Source organism: Streptomyces yerevanensis (assembly GCF_000716805.1).
Classification (GTDB): Bacteria; Actinomycetota; Actinomycetes; order Streptomycetales; family Streptomycetaceae; genus Streptomyces; species Streptomyces flaveus.
The window spans coordinates 72,977-92,606 of sequence record NZ_JNWJ01000007.1 but is presented as its reverse complement, the minus strand read 5'-3'; the positions used below and the strand labels follow the sequence as shown (position 1 = coordinate 92,606).

At 70.1% G+C, this 19,630-nt stretch carries 17 protein-coding genes and 1 pseudogene; 8 read left to right on the top strand and 10 right to left on the bottom strand.

Going from position 1 to position 19,630, the window contains the following annotated elements:
* The first annotated feature begins 26 nt into the window (after positions 1 to 26).
* Complete coding sequence (locus OP79_RS08895; protein ID WP_033319493.1) at positions 27 to 374, top strand: carboxymuconolactone decarboxylase family protein; 348 nt, start codon at positions 27 to 29, stop codon at positions 372 to 374.
* Positions 375 to 500: 126 nt separating this feature from the next.
* Here the strand turns inward: OP79_RS08895 and ccsB are convergent, their stop codons facing one another.
* From ccsB to hemL, 7 genes are all read right to left on the bottom strand, one after another.
* Positions 501 to 1,622, bottom strand: coding sequence for a c-type cytochrome biogenesis protein CcsB (gene ccsB, locus OP79_RS08890; protein WP_033319492.1), 1,122 nt, complete (start codon positions 1,620 to 1,622; stop codon positions 501 to 503).
* A complete protein-coding gene (gene resB, locus OP79_RS08885) occupies positions 1,619 to 3,409 on the bottom strand; it encodes a cytochrome c biogenesis protein ResB (RefSeq protein ID WP_033319491.1) in 1,791 nt (596 codons plus the stop codon). The genes ccsB and resB overlap by 4 nt, the downstream gene beginning before the upstream one ends.
* Positions 3,410 to 3,412: 3 nt before the next feature.
* Positions 3,413 to 4,177, bottom strand: coding sequence for a cytochrome c biogenesis CcdA family protein (locus OP79_RS08880; protein ID WP_033319490.1), 765 nt, complete (start codon positions 4,175 to 4,177; stop codon positions 3,413 to 3,415).
* A gap of 6 nt (positions 4,178 to 4,183) precedes the next feature.
* Entirely contained in the window at positions 4,184 to 4,825 is a 642-nt protein-coding gene (locus OP79_RS08875; RefSeq protein WP_033319489.1) for a TlpA family protein disulfide reductase, read from the bottom strand.
* A gap of 66 nt (positions 4,826 to 4,891) precedes the next feature.
* On the bottom strand, positions 4,892 to 6,169 hold the full coding sequence (locus OP79_RS08870) for a polysaccharide deacetylase family protein (RefSeq protein WP_106972332.1): 1,278 nt from the start codon (positions 6,167 to 6,169) through the stop codon (positions 4,892 to 4,894).
* 158 nt (positions 6,170 to 6,327) lie between these two features.
* Positions 6,328 to 7,002, bottom strand: a complete 675-nt coding sequence (locus OP79_RS08865; RefSeq protein WP_033319487.1) for a histidine phosphatase family protein — start codon at positions 7,000 to 7,002, stop codon at positions 6,328 to 6,330.
* Entirely contained in the window at positions 6,999 to 8,315 is a 1,317-nt protein-coding gene (gene hemL, locus OP79_RS08860; protein WP_033319486.1) for a glutamate-1-semialdehyde 2,1-aminomutase, read from the bottom strand. The genes OP79_RS08865 and hemL overlap by 4 nt, the downstream gene beginning before the upstream one ends.
* Before the next feature lie 147 nt (positions 8,316 to 8,462).
* Between hemL and OP79_RS08855 the strand changes: the two genes are divergently transcribed.
* Complete coding sequence (locus OP79_RS08855; protein ID WP_078491685.1) at positions 8,463 to 9,122, top strand: hypothetical protein; 660 nt, start codon at positions 8,463 to 8,465, stop codon at positions 9,120 to 9,122.
* A gap of 210 nt (positions 9,123 to 9,332) precedes the next feature.
* Here the strand turns inward: OP79_RS08855 and OP79_RS08850 are convergent, their stop codons facing one another.
* The gene (locus OP79_RS08850) at positions 9,333 to 10,307 is read right to left on the bottom strand and encodes a hypothetical protein (protein WP_051744521.1); all 975 of its coding nucleotides are present in this window, start codon (positions 10,305 to 10,307) and stop codon (positions 9,333 to 9,335) included.
* A gap of 520 nt (positions 10,308 to 10,827) precedes the next feature.
* Here OP79_RS08850 and OP79_RS08845 point away from each other — a divergent pair.
* From OP79_RS08845 to OP79_RS08830, 4 genes are all read left to right on the top strand, one after another.
* A complete protein-coding gene (locus tag OP79_RS08845) occupies positions 10,828 to 13,518 on the top strand; it encodes a winged helix-turn-helix domain-containing protein (protein ID WP_051744520.1) in 2,691 nt (896 codons plus the stop codon).
* A gap of 193 nt (positions 13,519 to 13,711) precedes the next feature.
* Positions 13,712 to 15,340, top strand: a complete 1,629-nt coding sequence (locus OP79_RS08840; RefSeq protein WP_033319665.1) for an MFS transporter — start codon at positions 13,712 to 13,714, stop codon at positions 15,338 to 15,340.
* An 18-nt stretch (positions 15,341 to 15,358) separates the two neighbouring features.
* On the top strand, positions 15,359 to 15,886 hold the full coding sequence (locus tag OP79_RS08835) for a hypothetical protein (protein WP_051744519.1): 528 nt from the start codon (positions 15,359 to 15,361) through the stop codon (positions 15,884 to 15,886).
* A 137-nt stretch (positions 15,887 to 16,023) separates the two neighbouring features.
* On the top strand, positions 16,024 to 16,221 hold the full coding sequence (locus tag OP79_RS08830; RefSeq protein ID WP_030039028.1) for a hypothetical protein: 198 nt from the start codon (positions 16,024 to 16,026) through the stop codon (positions 16,219 to 16,221).
* Positions 16,222 to 16,276: 55 nt separating this feature from the next.
* Here OP79_RS08830 and OP79_RS08825 read toward each other — a convergent pair.
* Together OP79_RS08825 and OP79_RS08820 are read right to left on the bottom strand one after the other, a co-directional pair.
* Positions 16,277 to 16,561, bottom strand: a pseudogene (locus OP79_RS08825) (DUF2252 family protein); the annotation flags it as partial.
* A gap of 72 nt (positions 16,562 to 16,633) precedes the next feature.
* Positions 16,634 to 17,275, bottom strand: a complete 642-nt coding sequence (locus OP79_RS08820; RefSeq protein WP_063741892.1) for a potassium channel family protein — start codon at positions 17,273 to 17,275, stop codon at positions 16,634 to 16,636.
* A 222-nt stretch (positions 17,276 to 17,497) separates the two neighbouring features.
* Between OP79_RS08820 and OP79_RS08815 the strand changes: the two genes are divergently transcribed.
* Together OP79_RS08815 and OP79_RS08810 are read left to right on the top strand one after the other, a co-directional pair.
* The gene (locus OP79_RS08815; protein WP_033319484.1) at positions 17,498 to 18,157 is read left to right on the top strand and encodes an HdeD family acid-resistance protein; all 660 of its coding nucleotides are present in this window, start codon (positions 17,498 to 17,500) and stop codon (positions 18,155 to 18,157) included.
* Positions 18,158 to 18,280: 123 nt separating this feature from the next.
* Positions 18,281 to 19,630, top strand: coding sequence for a hypothetical protein (locus OP79_RS08810; protein ID WP_033319483.1), 1,350 nt, complete (start codon positions 18,281 to 18,283; stop codon positions 19,628 to 19,630).

Sequence of the window (19,630 nt, the reverse complement as noted above, 5' to 3'; positions counted from 1 at the left end):
ACCAACCGCCAGGAAAGGAGCCTGAGATGGCTGAGAAGGAGACAGGGGCGGCCGGCGTCGCTGCCCTCGCCGAAGCGAACGCGCCCGTGTTCGAGACGCTCGTCCAGATGACGCTCGACACGTTCGAGCGGTCCGGGCTGGATGAGGAGACGTATCTGCTGGCACGCATCGCGGCTCTGGTGGCCATGGATGCCTCTGCCCCCTCGTACCTCCTCAACATCGGCACAGCCGCGGAACTCGGCGTGCCGCTGGAGAAGATCCAGGGAACGCTCGTGGCGATCGCCCCCGTGGTGGGCAGCGCCCGCATCGTGTCCGCCGCCCGCGCCATCGGCGACGCCTTCGGGCTGGAACTTCCCGGCGAAGAGGAGCAGTAACGCCCGGCGCGGCCCTGGGCCGCGAGCCCCGCCCGCTTCCGCAAGGGGCCCCACCTGTCCGTACGACGAAGGCCGGTTCCCATGACGTACGTCACGGGAACCGGCCTCGTGGGTGGTGCGCTGCGCTCAGCCGACGTCGGCGTACGAGTGCTTGCCGCTCACGAAGATGTTCACGCCGTAGTAGTTGAACAGCCAGCAGGCGAAGGCGGCGAGGGCGATGTACGCGGCCTTGCGGCCCTTCCAGCCGGCCGTGGCCCTGGCGTGCAGATAGCAGGCGTACGCGACCCAGGTGATGAACGCCCAGGTCTCCTTGGGGTCCCAGCCCCAGTAGCGGCCCCACGCGTCGCCCGCCCAGATCGCGCCGGCGATGATCGTGAAGGTCCACAGCGGGAAGACGGCGGCGTTCACGCGGTACGCGAACTTGTCGAGGGAGGCCGAGGCTGGCAGCCGCTCCATGACGGAGGTCGCGAAACGGCCGGGCGTGCCGCCGCTCGCCAGCTTGTTCTCGTACGAGTCCTTGAAGAGGTACAGGATCGTGCCGACCGCGCCCACGTAGAAGACGGCGCCGCAGAAGATCGCGGTGGAGACGTGGATGTAGAGCCAGTACGAGTCGAGGGCGGGAACCAACTGGTCGCTGGCGGTGTACAAGACGGTGACGGCGAGACCGAGGTCGAGGAGGACCGAGGTGACCAGGGGGAGGCCGAGCCAGCGGACGTTCTTCTTCAACGCGAGGAGGGAGAGGTACACGCCTACGGCAACGGTGGAGAAGGTGATGTTGAACTCGTACATGTTGCCCCACGGCGCCCGCTGCACCGACAGGGCCCGTGCGAGCACTCCGCCGAACTCGATGAGGAAGGCGAGCACGGTGAGGGACACGGCGATACGCCCGTAGAGGTCGCCCTGGTCGTCCCCGCCGTGCGCACCGGGTCCGTCCGGCACGTCCCGCGCACCGGCGGCGGCTCGCGTGACGACCTTGGGCCGCTCCAGTACAGCCGTGCCACCGGCCTTCTTCACAGTGACCTCGGGCGCCCCGGCCTTCTTGGCGTCCTTCTTCGCGCCCTTCGCGTCGCCGGTGAGCGCGGCTGCCGTGCGGCTGACCTTGCTGCGGCTGCCGAAGGTCCACTCGGCGATGTACGCGAAGAAGGCCAGGGTGTACACGGCCATCGACGAGTAGATCAACGTGTTGCTGATGTTCGCGAGGTTTTCGTTGGTGGCGGCGGCCAGCTCGGTCGCGGCGGCGAGAGTCACTTGTTCTCAGCCCCTTCGGCAGGTACGGCTTGGGGGTCGGGGGTGGGGTCGGCTTCGGAGGTCTTGCCGTCCGGCTCGGGGTCTTCGTCGGCGTCGGGCTCGGGGTCTGGGTCCGGTGCGCCGGGAGCCGTGTCGTACAGGATGGCCGCCAAGTCGCCCAGTTCCTCGGGGACTTTCGCGGACTCGCTGCGGCCCAGGCCGGCCATTTCGACGACCGTGACGCCGTCGGGGCCGGGAGTGGCGCGCACCCAGACGCGGCGGCGCTGGATGAAGAGCGAGGCGGCGAGGCCGAAGATGGCGGCCATGGATGCGGTCAGGGCCCAGCCGCTGCCGGGCTCGTGGGTGACCTGGAAGCCGGCCCACTCCTTGACGTCCTTCTCGAAGGTGATCGAGCCGTTGCCGCCGGGGAGTTTCATGGTCTCGCCGGGCAGGAGCCGCTGCTTGAGCAGGTTGCCCTTGGAGTCCTTGAACTCCTTCATGTTGGTCCTGTCGAGCTGGTACACGCTCTGCGGGAGGCCCGAATTGACGCCCAGGTCGCCGTGGTAGGCGGAGAGCGCCAGTACCGGGAAGTCCAATGCCGGGAACTGGGACAGCATCTGGCCCTGGCCCGCACCGGCGAAGGTCGGCACGAAGAATGCGTTGAAGCCGAGCTGTTCCTTCTCGCCCTTGGCGTTCGTGTAGCCGTCGAGGACCTTGATCGCTCCGGAGGAGGTGACGTTCGAGTCGAGCGGCAGCAGCGGCACGGCCTGGCGGTAGACGACGTCGCCCTTGGCGTCCCGGACGGTGACGACAGGAGCGTAACCGTGGCTGACGAGGTAGACATTCGAGCCGTCGAGCCTCAGCGGATCGGTCGGCCCGATCTTCGCCTTCTGCTCCTTGCCGTCGGCACCCTCGCTGTAGGTGAGGGTGGCCTCGTAGATGCGCGGCGTGCCCCTGTTGGGCCCTGTCCTTGCGTACGTGCCCTTGAAGTCCTTCAGGGTGAAGCTGAACGGCGGCAGGTCGTCGGTACTGAAGAGGTTCCCGGATTTGAAGTCGTCGTACTGCGTGAGGGTGTTGGCGAACCCGTCGCCCTCGACGATCAGCTTGTTGCCCTCGGACCTGAAGAGCTGGCCCCAGGCGAAGGCGATCAGCATCACGATCAGCGCGATGTGGAAGGCGAGGTTGCCGACCTCACGGAGGTAGCCCTTCTCGGCGGCGACGGCGTCCCCGGCGAGATGCGCGCGGAAGCGCCGCTTCTTCAGCAGCGTGAGCGCGGCCTCGCGGACCTTCTCGGGCTCGGCCTCGGTACGCCATGTCGTGTAGGCGGGCAGCCGGGTCAGGCGGCGGGGCGCGCCCGGCGGCCGGCCGCGCAGCTGGCCGACGAACTGCCAGGTGCGGGGCACGATGCAGCCGATGAGCGAGATGAACAGCAGGATGTAGATCGCCGAGAACCACACGGAGCTGTAGACGTGGAACAGCCCGAGATTCTCGTAGATCGGCGTCAGCGTCGGGTGATCCTTGGCGAACTGCTCCACCTTCATCTCGTCGGTCCCGCTCTGCGGGATCAGCGAGCCGGGGATCGCGCCGAGCGACAGCAGGAAGAGCAGGATCAGCGCGACCCGCATGGAGGTGAGCTGCCGCCAGAACCAGCGGGCCCAGCCGATGACGCCCAGCGAGGGCAGGTTGGGCGCGTCCTCGCGGGGGGCGGTGGAGAGCTGCGAGCCGGCGGCGCCCAGCTCGTTGTCGTCCCGTACGGCCGAGTCGTCGTCCCGCGCCGCGGAGCGCTTGCCGGTCTCAGTGGTGCTCATGGATCAGATCCCTACGATGAAGCCGTTGGACCAGACCTGCATCTCCTGCAAGATGCGGTCCCACGCGCCGGTCAGCAGGAGCACCCCGGTCACGATCATCATGGTGCCGCCGATGCGCATCACCCAGACATAGTGGCGCTTGACCCAGCCGAAGGCACCGAGCGCTTTGCGGAAAGCGACCGCGGCGAGCACGAAGGGCACGCCGAGGCCGAGGCAGTACGCGACGGTCAGGAGGGCCCCACGGCCCGCGCTCGCCTGGCTGGAGGAGAGCGCCAGAACGGAGGCGAGGGTCGGGCCGATGCAGGGCGTCCAGCCGATCCCGAAGAGCGCGCCGAGGACGGGGGCACCCACCAGCCCCGTCACGGGCCGCCGGTGGAAGCGGAACTCGCGCTGGGTGAGCCAGGGCATCAGGCCCATGAAGAAGATGCCCATGAGGATCATGAGCCCGCCGAGCACCTTGGAAAGCGTGCTCTGGTGCTCCAGCAGGGTCGAGCCGAAGTAGCCGAACAGCGCCCCGCTGGAGACGAACACGGCGGTGAAGCCGAGCACGAAGAGGGAGGCACCCACGACCATCCGCCCGCGCCGGGCCTCGGCCAGGTCGGTGCCGGTGACTCCGGTGACGTACGAGAGGTAGCCGGGCACGAGCGGCAGAACGCACGGCGAGAAGAAGGACACGAGCCCGCCGAGCACGGCGACCGGCAGGGCGAGCAGCAGGGCCCCGCTGAGGACTGTCTGGTTGGTGTCGGTGGCTGCGGCAAGAAGGGACACGAGCCGTCACTTCTCCGCGAGGATCGGCTTGAGCATCTTGCGGAGCTTGTCCTCGCTGAGCGCCTGCAGCGAGCGGGACGCGATCCTGCCCTCCCGGTCGATGACGATCGTGGAGGGGATCGCCTGCGGGTTGAGCGTGCCCTTCTCGAAGCGGAGCATCAGCTTGCCCGTCGGGTCGTACAGGCTGGGATAGGTGACCCCGTACTCCTTCTCGAAGGCCACCGCGGGTTTGGTGCTGGTGTCGCGGGTGTTGATGCCGACGAACTGTACGCCTTGGTCCTTGAGATCCTCGGAGACCTTGACGAAGTTCTTGGCCTCCAGGCGGCAGGGCCCGCACCAGGAGCCCCAGACGTTGAGGACGACGATGTCGCCCTTGTAGTCGGCGACATCGAGCTGCTTGCCGTCGATGGTCTTGCCGGACAGGTCGGGTGCCGCTGCTCGCTCGGCTTTCTCGACCGTGGCGATGCCGTCGGTGCCGGTGACGAACCCGGTGCCGCCGCCTCCCCCCTTGGTACCCCCGGATCCGCACGCGGACAGCAGCAGTGCCGCGACGGCGGCCCCGCAGGTGAACAGGGCGGTGCGACTACGCGTACGAATGGACGAGCGGGTGCGTTTCGAGCGCTGGGGGTCGTGGCTTGCGGCACTCATGTGAAAAGTTTCGCATGTCCGTTCCGGGGATCTTGCGCACCCCCCTCACGGGTGGAAACCCGCATTTCAGACGGCCTTTTCGGGCTCCTTCGAGGAGCTCGCGGCTGTGTCCCCGAGGTATTCGTTCCAGCCACCCACCGGCTGCTGCCCGACGTCCAGCGACTGAAGCTTCTCCAGCACTTCCGGCTTCTGTACGTCCAGCCAGTCCACGAACTGCCGGAACGACACGAGTCGTACGTCCTTCTTGCCGGCCATGTGCTTCAGGGCTCCCTCGACGGCGTCCATGTAGATGCCGCCGTTCCAGTCCTCGAAGTGGTTGCCGATGAAGAAAGGCGCGCGATTCGTCTCGTATGCCCGCTTGAATCCGGTGATGTACGCCTCGGTGGCCTGCTTGCGCCAGCCCGGGTAGTTGGCGGGCGGGGCCTGGGTGGAGTTGAGGGACTGGTTGGCGAGGATGTTGTAGTCCATCGAGAGGACCTCGAAGGTGTGGCCGGGGAACGGGATCGCCTGGAGTGGCAGATCCCACAGGCCCTGACTTTTTCCGGGCCATTGCTGACGGCCGCCGGGCGAGGAGGCGTCGTAGCGCCAGCCGAGTTCGCGGGCCGTGGGCAGCAGGTTCTCCTGGCCGAGCAGACAGGGCGTACGGCCGCCGATGAGTTCCTTCTCGTAGTCGAAGGGCAGCGCGGGCAGATCGGTCCAGCCCGTGTTCGTACGCCATTCCTTGACGAAGGACTTCGCCTGGTCGATCTCGCTGCGCCATTGCTTGGGCGTCCAGTTGGCGACGGTGCCGGTGCCGCCGCAGAAGTGGCCGTTGAAGTGCGTGCCGATCTCATGGCCGTCGAGCCAGGCCTGTCGTACGTACTTGAGCGTCGACTTGACGTGGTCGTCGGTCAGATAACCGATGTCGGAGGCGCCCGGCGCATTGTTCGGCGGAAGGTACTTGCGCTTTTTCGACTCGGGCAGAAGATACAGCCCGGAGAGAAAGAACGTCATGTGTGCGTCGTGCTCTTCGGAGAGTTTCAGGAACCGCTCGAAGAGTCCGTTGCCGACGTCTCCGGCACCGTCCCAGGAGAACACCACGAACTGCGGCGGGGTCTGGCCGGGTTCGAGGGGTTCGGGCTTCGCGGGCTGGTTGGGCTGCCTGCCGGTGTAGGCGGTGGAGCCGTCGCCTATGGGGCGTTCGGTGTTTCCCTTGCCGTTGCCCTTGTCGCTGCCGGGGTCTTTTTCGGAACCTTCACCACCGCTGAAACCGTTTCCCAATTCGGTACCGCAGCCCGCGAGTCCCACAGCCGCCGCAGCACCGGCCCCGAGTCCCAGCATTCCCCTTCGAGTGATGTGGCGCATTCCCGCCCCGTTCGTCGCGCTGTTCCGTTCCGGATGACACCGGATTAGAGGGCGCGACGAACGTGGGGGTTCCTGGAGAGAGCGTCACATTTCCCGTGCGGGACGGGGATGAACTTGTTACGGACGAAATGGAACGAGAGGGCGCGACTGGCCGTCGCCTACGCTCCGAAAGCCTTGTCTTTGCCTTTGACCGGCTTCGCCCCCGCCAGCAGATGCGCAGGTACGAGATCCCTGGCGGGCTCGGTGTAGCCGACGGAGACGATCTTGTCGCCCTGGTACGTGAACGTCGTCAGCGAGGCGAGTGTGCACTGCCGCTTGCGCGGGTCGTGCCACAGCCGCCGCCGCTCCACGTAGGAGCGCACGATCCAGATCGGCAACTGGTGCGAGACGCACACCGCTTCATGCCCGCGTGCCGCGTCCTTGGCGGCGTCCAGCGCCCCCATCATCCGTATGACCTGCTCCAGATACGGCTCACCCCAGGACGGCCTGAAGGGGTTGAAGAGGTGCTTCCAGTTCTCGGGCCGGCGCAGCGCACCGTCGCCGACCCCGAAGGCCTTGCCCTGGAAGACGTTGCCGGCCTCGATGAGCCGGCGGTCGGTCGTGAGGTCGAGGCCGTGGCTCTCGGCGATCGGGGTGGCCGTCTCCCGTGCCCGCTCCAGCGGGGAGGCGACGACGTGCGTGATGTCCCTGGGGGCGAGGTGCTCGGCGACCCGCTCGGCCATCCGCAGCCCCAACTCGGACAGGTGGTAGCCGGGCAGACGCCCGTACAGGATCCCGTCCGGGTTGGCGACCTCGCCGTGTCGCACCACGTGTACGACGGTGATGTCACTCATGCTGCCGTGGCCTCCGCTGCTGCCCGTGCCGCCGCCGGAAGGGCGTCGGCGATCCGCTGGACCGCCCGCTCGTCGTGCTCCGTCGAGACGAACCAGGACTCGAAGGACGACGGGGGCAGATAGACGCCCTGCGCGAGCATCGAGTGGAAGAAGGCGGTGAAGCGGTACGACTCCTGTGCCTTCGCGTCCTCGTAGTTCTTGACGGGGCGGTCGGTGAAGAACACGGAGAACATACTGGAGGCGTTCTGCACGCGGTGCGCCACACCCTCCTTGGTGAGCGCGTCCGACACCAGCGTACGGAGCTGCTCGGACACCGCGTCGACCTTGTCGTACGCCGCGTCGTCGAGGAGTCGCAGCTGGGCGAGCCCGGCGGCGGTGGCGACCGGGTTCCCGGAGAGGGTGCCGGCCTGGTAGACGGGGCCGGCGGGCGCGAGATGCGCCATGACATCCGGCCGGCCACCGAAGGCGGCGGCCGGGAAGCCGCCGCCCATGACCTTGCCGAAGGTCATGAGATCAGGACGTACGCCGTCGATCCCGAACCAACCGGCCTTACTGGTCCGGAACCCGGTCATGACCTCGTCGGAGATGTACAGCGCGCCGTTGTCCGCACAGGCGTCCTTGAGCCCCTGGTTGAAGCCGGGCTCGGGCGGCACGACGCCCATGTTCCCGGGCGCGGCCTCGGTGATCACGCAGGCGATCTGGCCGGGATGGGCGCGGAAGGCTTCGCGGACGGCGTCGAGATCGTTGTACGGGAGGACGACGGTGTCCGCGGCCTGGGCGCCGGTGACGCCGGGGGTGTCGGGCAGCGCGAACGTGGCGAGTCCGCTTCCCGCGGCGGCGAGCAGGGCGTCCACATGCCCGTGATAGCAGCCGGCGAACTTGATCACCTTGGCCCGCCCCGTGTAGCCGCGGGCGAGACGGATGGCGGACATGGTCGCCTCGGTGCCGCTGGAGACGAGCCGAACCTGGGCGACGGGCTCGACGCGGGCGACGATCTCCTCGGCGAGCGCGACCTCGCCCTCACCGGGCGTACCGAAGGACGTACCGCGGGCGACGGCGGCCTGGACCGCCGCGATCACCTCCGGGTGGGAGTGGCCGAGGATCATCGGCCCCCAGGAGCAGACGAGGTCCACGTACTCCCTTCCGTCGGCGTCGGTCAGGTACGGACCGGTGCCGGACACCATGAACCGGGGCGTACCGCCCACGGCGCGGAACGCTCGCACGGGAGAGTTCACGCCACCGGGTGTGACGGCCGCCGCACGGTTGAAAAGAGCATGAGAAACTGGGGCGTCGTATTCGTACGGATAGTTCACACAGCCATGTTGTCAGAGGCCTCGAAGATCCTGCGGACACGTGTTTCAACGCACGTTTCGGCGGGCGGTCGCGGGGGAGGTCACTGACATGATGATCGGGTTGCGTGGCGGAGATGGCGCACCTTAGATAAGCAGTCGGGTGGAGATATGCATCGCGGTGGCGGACTGGGCGAGGGGACCGATGACCTCGGTCCTCGGCGTGCCCAACGGGGAAGGCACCGGCGCGAGGCGGAAGCGGCGGCCGAGACACGCGAAACCCGCGAGGTACGGCAGACGGAGAGTGAGCCCGAGCCGGGCGAGCGGATCGACGGCCTCAACGGGATCCGTCGGATCGACGCCCCACGGGCAGAGAGCAGGAATGGTGGCCGGGTGGGGGTGACCTACAAATACTTCGGGGCCCCGGACGGTGCGACCGCCGCGCGAGTCCCCATCTCCATGCGCCCGGAAGAACTCGGCGGCGACGAGCTCGGCATGAACGGCATGTTCACGAAGATCAAGCCGGAGACGATGGCCGCGATGGTCCTCACCGGCATAGAGGGCGTCCCGCTGAACAAGGTCCCGCCGCTCGAACTCGTAGTCCTTCACCCGGACTACGCCGTAGTCAAGCTCCCTATGACGGTCGTAGACCCCCTACGCGGAATCGGCGAGGAGGCGGTCGGCGCGGCGGCCTTCATCTGGTCGACGGTGCCGGACCGGGGCGGGCCTCGGGACGCGTTCAACGTGTACCAGCTGCTGCACGAGTGGCAGGACTTCAGCCACAGGCTGCACGAGGCCGGGCACCAGCCGTACTGCTTGGTGTGGCCCTGACCTGGGGTTTCTTTCAGATCGGGCGGGGTTTTCGAACCCCGCCTCTTTCATGCCCTGCCTCGACCGGCGGGAACTCCTTCATGTGGGCCCTGAGGGCGGCGGCCGGCTGAGCAGGCAGGGGCACTGACCGGATCTTGTTGCCCTTGGCTCACCGTCGAAGTGGGGGACCGGCGTCCCGGGGTGGGCTCCGCGTCAACTGCTGGAGGACGGTCAAAGGCGCCGGTGGCGGCGCCAGTACCAGAGCGCGCCGACCGCGGCGGACGCTGTGGCCAGGGTGATGCCGAGGACCGGCCAGCGGCTGTCGGCGATGCGCAGACCGGTCAGGAAGGTCACGGCGGTCAGGACGAGCGGCACGAGGAGGGAGAGGAACGCGCGGAGTGCGGCCGCCAAGACTTCCGGTTCGGGGCGGGAGGTCCGGTGGCGTGGGGCGGGTGCGGTGTCGGCGAAGTAGTAGGCGAGGACGCGGTCTGCCAGGCGGGCGTCGGCGCGCTGGTAGGTCACCGCCATGTACGGGAGCCAGACGAGGGGGGCAACCAGTCCGACCAGGAAGACCACACCGAGGAGCAGCCACCGCCAGGCCTGGACAGCGACCCGGCGTACGCGCCGGCCCGCGGCCTGACTCTCGTCGCCTGGCGTGAGCACGCCGAGGAGGTGGGCCATGCGCAGGGTGACGTCCCACAGGGCCACCCATCGCTTCCAGCGGGCGGGTGCGCCGGCGGCGCGTCCGGGGCGGGCGAGCGCGTCCTGCGCCTGCCGGGTGTCCTCGTACACGCCCTGGAGGACAAGGAGTTCGCCGGCGCGGGCGCTCGCCGTGGGGTCGCGGCCGTCGAGGGCGGCCAGCTCCAGGACCGTACGTGCCTGGCGGAGCAGCGCCGCGCAGAACGCGACGGGAATGAGCACGAGGAACGGGCCGCCCACGAGGGATCCCTCCGATACGACGGTCCGTCGGCCGCGAGCGACCACCCGGGCCCGGAGCTCCGCCTCGGTGGCGTTGGGGTGGTTCCGCCGAAGCGAGGCGATTGCTTCGGGCACGGCCGGACCGATGCGGCGGACGGCGAAGTCGGCGAGGAGTTCGGGGAGGTGTCCGGGATCGGTGACGACCGACGCCAGCAGCGAGCGTTCAGGGGAGGGCTCCTTGCGGGAACCCGCAGTGTTCAGCTTCTCCCGGTGCGATACAAATCGCATCTATCATGAATAGCACTAATAGGAATGAATAATCTCTTCTCTCCACTTTCATCCCGCTTTCATCCCGCCCTCTCAAGCTCTCGGCTCGGATCGAGCCGGGGGATTCCAGCGCCGTGGGACTCCCCCAACCCCCCGTGTCGCGCTTCGTACTCGTCTTCATATGACCGACGGGTCGAGAGCGTCGACCAGGTGCACAACCTCGCTCACGGTCGTCATCTGCGCGTCCGGGACGGCGCATTTGAGCGACGAACCGCATGTGGAACGCCTCCTTGGCGGCGGCCCTGATCCGTTCCGGGGACGGGAAGGACACCGTGAGCAGCGGTCCCTCGGAGGAGCCGTCCTCCGCGACGGTCACCAGGGCGCGGGCGTAGGTGTGGAGCCAGCCGGGCAAGGGCGGGCGATGCCCTGGTGAACGGGGCATCGGCCCCTGTGCGCCGCGCGCAGGGGCAGGTGGACTGGGATGCTGGGTGAAGAGGCGCAGCCCATGACCTGACCTTGACGGACAGTGGTGGTGAGCCCTGTGGCAGAAACCGACGAGAACGCTCCAGGACTGACCGGTCCCACCGTTCCGTGCACCGATCCCCTGGGGGACCCGTTTCTGCGCACCCGGATCGTGCTGCCGACGAGACCCGCCACGTACCTGCGGCGGCAGCGGCTCGTCGACCACCTCGACCAAGCTCTCCGGACACCGTTGACCCTGCTCAACGGTGCCGCCGGCGCGGGCAAGACCCTGCTGGCCGCCGACTGGGCCGCCGGCCTGCGGCAGCCCGTCGCCTGGCTCACCGTCGAAGTGGGGGACCGGCGTCCCGGGGTGTTCTGGGCGTACGTCATTCAGTCCCTGCGCGCCTGCGGTGCGCCCGCATCCGACGCGGTCGAAGCCCCCGCGGATGCGACCGGGGTGGACCAAAGGCTGCTGGCGGCGCTCGCCGCCGAGCTGAACGATCGCGACCGGCCCGTGGTCCTCGTGCTCGACGAGTACGACCGCGTGACCGCTCCGGAGGTCGCGGAGCAGCTGGAGTTCGTCCTGCACCACGCCGGGCGGGGGCTGCGCCTGGTCCTCGTCACCCGCACCGAACCGCTGCTTCCGCTGCACCGTTACCGGGCGGCCGACGAGCTGACGGAGATCCGCGCCGCCGAGCTGGCGTTCACCCCCGAGGAAGCCGCCGCACTGCTTGAGCTGCACGGTCTGAGCCTTCCGGTCCCTGCCGCGCGCGCCCTGGTGGACCGCACCCGGGGCTGGGCCGCCGGCTTGCGCCTGTCCGCCCTGGCCGCTCTGGAGAGCGCCGACCCGGAGCTCTACCTGAAGGAGTTCGAGGCGGATCGCAGTACGGTCGCGGACTTCCTGCTGGCCGAGGTCCTCAAAGGACAGCCGGAAGAGACACAGGACCTCCTGCTGCGCGTCAGCGTCCTGGAGCGTTTCTGTCCCGGTCTGGCCAACGCGCTGACCCTCCGGACCGATGCCGGGCCCATTCTCGCCGGGCTGCACCGCGGCAACGCGTTCGTCGAGTACCTCGGGCACTCGTGGTACCAGCTCCACCCGCTGTTCGGGGAGATACTCCGGGCCCATCTGCGCGAGCGCCTGCCCGGCCTGGAGCCGGAACTCCACCGGCGGGCCGCGCGGTGGCTGCGTCGTTCCGGATTCCTGCCGGAGACACTCGCTCACGGCGCCGCCGCGGGCGACTGGGATTTCGCCGCCGGCGCCCTCGTCGACGACCTGGCGATCGGACAGCTCTTCACCGGCCTGCGCTCGGGTGACCTGACCGACTTGTTCTCCCGCATGGGGCCCGAGGCCAGGAGTCCGGCGACAGACCTCGTGCGCGCGGCCCGCGACCTGTCCCGATACGACCTCGACCGCGGACTGACCCGCCTGCGCCACGCCGAGGAGCATCTGGCCGACGACGCGCCCGAAGCGGCGCCCGAGCCGGCGGCCGTCCAGCTGAGCTGTGCGCTGCTCGAGGCACTTGCCGCCCGGCTGACCGGATGTCCCTCACAGGCCGAAAGAGCCGCCGAAGCGGCCGATGAACTGCGGCAGGAAGTCCCGGCACACCTCCTGGACAAGCATCCCGAACTCACCGCCCTCCTGCTGACCCATCTGGGCTCGGCCCGCCTGTGGGCCGGGCGCTTCGAGGACGCGCGCGCTGCCCTGACCACGGCAGCCGGCGCTCCCGGCGGGGCCTCCACCGTGCTGCCCCGGGGGGACTCGATGGAGCACCTGGCCCTGCTCGACTATCTGAGCGGCTGGCCCGGCCGGGCGGAGCGCAAGGCCCTGGCGGCGGTGTCCGAGGCGGAACGGGTCGGACTTCCCCAGCCGTCCGGCTCCGGCATCGGGCAGCTGGTCCTGGCCGCCGTGGCCGTCGACCGCCATGAGCTGAGCCGGGCCCAAGCCCTCATCGACGAGGCGGCCCGGCCCTCATCGGGAACGCGTGATCCGGTGATGGCGGCGGGACGAGCCCTCGCCACAGCTCGCCTCCTGCTGGTCAGGGGCAAGGCACGAGCCGCCGTCCAGGCGGCGGACCCGGCCGTCTCCGCGGTCGTGGCCTCACCCTGGGCGGCAGGCCATGAAGCGCTCGTCACCTCCGCCGCTCACCTGGCCGAAGGACGGCCGGACAGAGCGGCCGAGGTGCTCCAGGGCGTGTCCGGCGACCAGCCGGCGTGTGCCGTTGAGGCCGCGGCGATCCAGGTCGCCGCAGGCCGTACCGGGGCGGCCATCGACCTGCTGGACAGCATCCGCACCGGGGGCCGGACCGGGCCGGCGGTGACCGTGAGAGCAGCGCTGGTGAGGGCCCAGGCCGCGGAGGGGACGGGAGACACCGCCACCGCCCGTAGGCTCGTGGCGCAGGCGCTCCTCGACGCCCGGCGGGAGCGGCTGCGACGTCCGTTCCTCGATGCGGGAGCGTGGATCCGGCCCCTCCTGGCCATGCCTCCGCTCCACGAGCTGGCAGCGGGCTGGCTCACGCCTGGCCTGCCGCGACACGGTGAGCAACCCCGGCCGGAGTCGCTGCCCCCGCCGCTCGTCGCGGTGGAGCTGAGCGGACGCGAACGCGACGTCCTGGAGCGGCTGGCCCGGATGATGTCGACTGAGGAGGTCGCCGCCGACCTCTACGTGTCGGTGAACACGGTGAAGACCCACCTCAAGAGCGTCTACCGGAAGCTGGCGGTGAACCGGCGAGGCGACGCGGTGCGCCGCGCGCGCGACCTCCGGCTGCTGTGAACACGGGCGGTGAGAGGGTTCGGCGCCCGCCCTCCCCGCCGGCCGGACATCACAGGCGTGCTGCCCTTCCCCCGTGGCGGGTGAGGCACGAGGCACGTACTTCGGATGCGATGGGCAGGAGCGGCGGGGCATGTGCAGGCCACTGCCCGGCCGACTCCGCCGGCGTACCGGCCGACTCGGCGAGGTGGACAGCGTGAAGCACTGGCGGGCTCTGATCGTCCTCGGTACGGCCCAGTTCCTCATGGTCCTGGACACCTCGGTCATGAACGTGTCCATCAGTCAGCTGGTCGAGGACTTCGACACGGAGGTCACCGCCATCCAGGCCGTCATCACTCTGTACGCGCTGGTCATGGCGGCGTTCATGATCATCGGCGGCAGGTTCGGGGACATCCTGGGGCGTCGTCGCATGTTCCTTCTGGGGCTGGTCGTCTACGGTGCCGGGTCGGCACTGACCGCCGTGGCACCCACTCTCTGGGTCCTCACGCTGGGCTGGTCCGTCATCGAGGGGCTCGGAGCCGCCATGGTGCTGCCGGCCATGGCCGCCCTCGTCGCGGAGTCGTATCGCGGGAAGGACCGGGCCGTCGCCTACGCGGTCATCGGCGGGCTCGCCGGCGCCGGGATCGCGGTCGGCCCGCTGCTGGGCGGCTGGGTGACGACGTACCTGACCTGGCGGCTGGTCTTCGCCGGCGAGGTCGTGGTCGTCGTGGCCGTCCTGCTGTGCCGCCGGGTGATCGCGGAGTCCCCCCGGACCGGCCCGCGCCCCCGGCTGGACGGGGTCGGTGCGGTGCTCTCGGCGGCCGGACTGGGGCTGGGCGTGCTCGGGGTGCTGCAGAGCAGCAGCTGGGGATGGGTGCAGCCCCGCAATCCTCCCTTCACCGTCCTCGGCTTCGCCCCGACGCTGTTCGTCGTCGGGGCCGGGGCGGCCGTTCTGGCCCTCTTCCGGCACTGGGAGCGGCGGCGGGAGCACCAGGGCGCCGACCCCCTCGTGCACCTGTCCCTGCTGGGCAGACCCGTGCTGCGGTCCGGCCTGATGACGCTGCTGAGCCAGAACCTCATCCTGCTGGGGCTGTTCTTCACCATCCCGCTGTACTTGCAGGTGGTTCAGGGGTTCGACGCCTTCGAGACGGGGCTGCGCCTGCTGCCCGTGTCCGCCACCATGCTGGTGACCTCTCTTTCCGCGTCCTCGCTGGGACGGGTGTGGGGACCGCGCAGGGTGGTCCGGCTGGCCCTGGCGACCCTGGCGGCCGCCATCGTGTGGCTGCTGGCCACCATCGACCCGGTCATCGACGACGCGCAGTTCGCCGGAGCCATGGCCCTGCTGGGCGTGGGCGTCGGCCTGCTCGCCTCGCAACTGGGCAACGTCGTCCAGTCCGGCGTCGGCGAGGAGGAACGCAGTGAGGCCGGAGGACTCCAGTTCACGGCACAGAATCTGGGCTCCGCGCTGGGCACCGCACTCATCGGGTCGATCCTCATCGGTGCACTCGCCCACGCCTTCACCACGCAGGTGGCGGACAACTCGCAGCTGTCCGAAGAGACCCGTGAGGAGGTCGGTGTCGCCCTCCAGGCGGGGATCACCTTCGTCGCCACCGATCAGGTGCGCTCGGCGGCCGAGCGTGCCGGGTTGCCGCCGTCCGAGGTCGACGCCGTCGCGGACTCCTACGCCTCCGCGCAGCTGGACGGCCTGAAGGCGGCGATCCTGGCCACCGGCGGCATCGCACTCGCCAGTTTCCTGGTCACACCGCACCTGCCGACCGCCCGGGACAGCCGTCCGCGGCAGCCGGACGCCGACGCTCAGGCCGGAGCGACCGGATCGACGCGCTGAGTCCGGAGGGAGTCACCGGTGTCCAGGACCAGGATCGGCCCGGCCACGGCCCGCGGGGAGCGCCGTGCCGAGCGCCGAGCCCGCGCGGACTACACGGGCGGAGTCTACGGATCCATGCTCGCGGCCTCCGTGGTGATCGGCGCCGGCTCCCTGGGCTCGTTCCCCCGCACCGAGCTGGTGCTGCTGCTGTTGCTCACCGGCGTGGTGTTCTGGATCGCGCACGTGCATGCCCAGTTGTTCGGGGCGCGCCTGGCGCAACAGGCTTTGGACCGCCGGGTCGTGCTGCAGGTGTGCCGTGACGAGTGGCCGATCGTCAAGGCTGCCGTCCCGTCGGCCGCCGCGGTGGCCGTCAGCCCGCTCCTGGGCCTCGACGTGCGAGGTGCCCTCTGGCTGGCGCTCTCCGTCGCCGTGGCCGGGCAGGTGGGCTGGTCCGTGGCCGCTGCACGCCGCGCCGGTGCTTCGCGGCGGCTTGTGGCCGCCACCGCGTCGGTCAACCTGTTGCTCGGCCTGCTGATCATCTCCTTCAAGATCGTTCTGAAGCATTGAGAACGCGTTGGTCCGTGGGGTCCGTCGCCAGGCCACGGGTCACCTGTACCGGGTGAGGCCCGAAGGAGCACGGAAGCGCACGGTCGTAGGGAGGAGTGCCGCCCGCCTGTCCCAGGCAGTCCATGGGAGGACAGCTCGTGCGCTACGAGATCCGAGTCGAGGGACACCTGTCGGAAACGCTGGCCAAAGCCTTCCCGGAGCTGGGCCACGTGGTGATGTCCGGCCAGACCGTCCTGTTCGGCCCTGTCGTGGACGAAGCGCACCTGTACGGGCTGCTGGCACGTTGCCAGTCACTGGGACTGCGTGTCGTGGAGATGCGGCAGTTGCCGGAGTGACGGGACCGGGCGGTGTGCGGTGCCGGGCGGCCTCGCGTGGTGACGGGCCGGAGCGTCAGCGCCGCTCCGCACTGCTCCGGCCGGAGCAGCATGCGGCTTCCGGCGCCTCGTAGTCCCGCTCGTTCTGGTCGGCGTAGAACTGGGCGAACTCGGTGAGCGCGCGGTCGAAGCGGCCGCTGCCGCCCAGGCAGGCGGCGAGGGCGATGGGATCACCCGAGCGGGCTTGGGCCCGTGCCAGGGACGCCCCGCACAGCCGGCCGAAGAGGGAGAGCAGGCCCGGCCCCATGGTCTCCGGCCGTGCGATGCCCTTCCAGTGCCACAGCTGGCGCACGTAGGAATCCCCGCCCTCGCATTCCTGCCGTAGCCGCTCGCTCGGCCGGTGGCAGGGACGCGGTGAAAGCGCTGGGTGCGGTCATGGTCCGGCCTTCCGGTCCGGCGCCCCGGCGTCGGTACCGGAACGCGGCTCCGCCGACGGCCCTTGGCGTTGTCGGCGCAACCCCGCCTGGACCGCGCTCGCCAGCACCCGTGCGGCGACGCCCACGAGCAGCAGCCCTCCCACCATCTGCAGCATCGTCAGCACGCGCCCGGTCTGGGAGCGTGCCGTGATGTCCCCGTAGCCGACGGTGCTGAACGTGGTCAGAGTGAAGTACAAGGCGTCCGTCCTGGTCATCGGCTCGCTGAAGGAGCCCGGGGCGGAGCGGTCCAGCAGGTAGTAGGTGCCGGCGAAGAGGACCAGGAACAGCACCAGCGTGGCGGCCAGGGCCTCGACGGCCTTCAGGCGCGGGTGGGATGAGCGCGCGATGGCCCGCACCTCCCACCCGAACACCAGCAGCACCGCCACCAGGCCGCACACGAGCAGCACCGACGCACCAGCCGTACCGCGCTCATCCAGGGGCAGCAGGTAGTAGGCGGTGACGAGGCCTACGGCGATGAGCACGGCGCGGGCGACCGCGACGACCGCCGCCCACCGGCGAGGGCGGAGCGGAAGGCGCCGCCGGTGCGCGTCCGGCCCGGACCGGGCGCGGTCCGTCCGGGCAGTGCTCGGATCGCTCATCTCGTGTCTCTTCGTTCCGTCCGGCCGGAAGGCCGATGGGCCGGGCGCCGGGAGATTCCCACCTCACCGCCACGGCGGCGTCGCCGGATCACCCGTGGTGGGTGACCCCGGCACCCGGTGACAGGCGTGAGCCTGGAGCGGTCAGGTCCTCGCACACCGCCCCATCACACTCCGCCCCGCCGGCGGTCCGGAGGCGACCACTCGATCACGCGAGGAGGAGCCATGGCCATGCCGCACGGTCCGGCACCGCGCACCGGACAGGAACACGAGCCCGACGGGGCGGCCCCCGGTCCGATGGACGACCCCGCGCAGGCACTGGCGCGGCTCGGCCGTTCATGGACCTGGCTCCTGGCCTCGGCCGTCGCGACGCTGGTGCTGGGCGTCCTGGTACTGGTCTGGCCGGAGGTGACCCTGCACGTCCTGGCGGTCATCATCGGCCTGCACCTGCTGGTGACCGGGGCATTCCGGTTCGTGGGCGTCTTCGCGCGCGAGGGGCACGAACGACTCCCGGGACTGCTCCTGTCCGTGCTGTACGTCCTCGCCGGGGTGCTGTGCCTGCGGAACCCGCTGCAGACGATCGCCGCGCTCTCACTGATCGTCGGGGTCGTCTGGCTGGTGTCCGGCATCCTCACCCTCTACACGGCTCTCGCCACCAAGGACCTGCCGCACCGCGGCGCCGTCCTGGGCGTCGCGGTGCTCGGCATCGTCGCGGGGATCGTGGTGCTCGCCCTGCCTGCCGAGTCGGCCCGCGCCCTTACCCGACTGCTCGGCCTGTGGCTCGTCCTGCTCGGCCTGGGCGAAGCGGTGGTCGCCCTCGCGTGGCGGGCCGCGCTCCGAAAGACGCACCCCACAGAGCCGGACGCCCCCGCCGAGACGGACTGACACCGCACCCGCCGCTCCGGCCGCGCGCGACAAACGCACCGGGCCCGTGCGGTCGCCCCGCCACGGTCATCCCGACCGGCGGCCTTCGCGGCCGGGGCGGCGCACACACGGAAAGGAGCACCCATGAACCCGGCAGCGACCCCGGATCCGCCGGACTCCGGCGGAGCCTCACACCAGAAACACGTCATGACCGCCGAGGAGCGAGCGGAATACGAGCGACTGCGCCGTCACGCCGCGGTGCGCCACCGGCGGGTACGTCAGGCCGGCTCCTCGGTCCTCCTCCTGCTGGCCCTGCTGCTCGCGCCCCTGGCCGTCGTCGCGGCCTGGGTCCAGGACACGGTCTCCGACACCGACAGGTACGTGGAGACCGTCGCGCCGCTGGCGTCCGAGCCGCCCGTGCAGGAGGTCGTGATCAACCGGCTCACGGACCGCGTGGTGGCCAACGTGGACGTCAAAGCGGTGACGGACTCGCTCACCAGGGTCCTCCAGGACTCCGGGGCACCACCCCGCGTCGTGGAGGGGGCCGAGTCCCTGGAGGGTCCGCTGCGCAACGCGGTCAGGACCGTCGTGGACCGCACCGTAACCCGCGTGATCACCAGCGACGCCTTCCAGCAGGTGTGGGAGGGCGCCAACCGGCGGTCGCACGCCGCGGTGGTGAACATGCTCACCGGAGAGCGCGAGGGTGCCGTGCGCGCCGAGGGCGACACCGTCCAACTGGACGTGGGAGAGGTCGTCAACGAAGTACGGGAGCGGCTCGTCGACGCGGGCTTCGACAAGGCCGCCGCCATCCCGGACACCGACCGGACCATCACGCTGTTCCACACCGAGGAACTGGGCAAGGCGCAGGACATGATGCGGCTGCTGGACGTCCTCGGCACCTGGCTGCCCGTCCTGACCGTCGTACTCGCCGCGCTCGCCGTGTGGACCGCTCCGGCCCACCGGGTGATGCTGATGATCACCGCGACGGGTGTCGGCGTGATGATGGTGGTGCTGCTCGTCGCGCTGGCCGTGGTCCGACGGGTCTATCTGGACTCGGTCCCGCCTGACGCGCTGCCCACCGACGCGGCCGCGGCGATCTACGACACGTTCGTCCGGTTCCTGCGCGACAGCACGCGCACCCTGCTGGTCGTCGCGGTGGTCACGGCTCTGGTGGCGTACCTGTACGGTCCCGGACGTCCGGCCCGCGCCGTCCGCACGGCGACGGACAGGGGCACGACGGCCGCCGGCCAGGGGCTGCACCGCGCCGGAGTGCGCACCGGGTCCACCGGACGCTGGCTGGCGGGCCACCGGGCATGGACCACCGGTGGCGTCATCGCGGCCGGAGCTCTGGCGCTGGTGCTCTGGAACCACCCCACGGTCGGAGCGGTGGCGCTCGTTCTGGGTATCGCCCTGGCCGTCCTGATCGTGGTGGCGGTCCTCGCGGCCGCCGCGGGCCCGACCGCCGGGCACAAGGACCGGGCGGCGGCCCCGTGA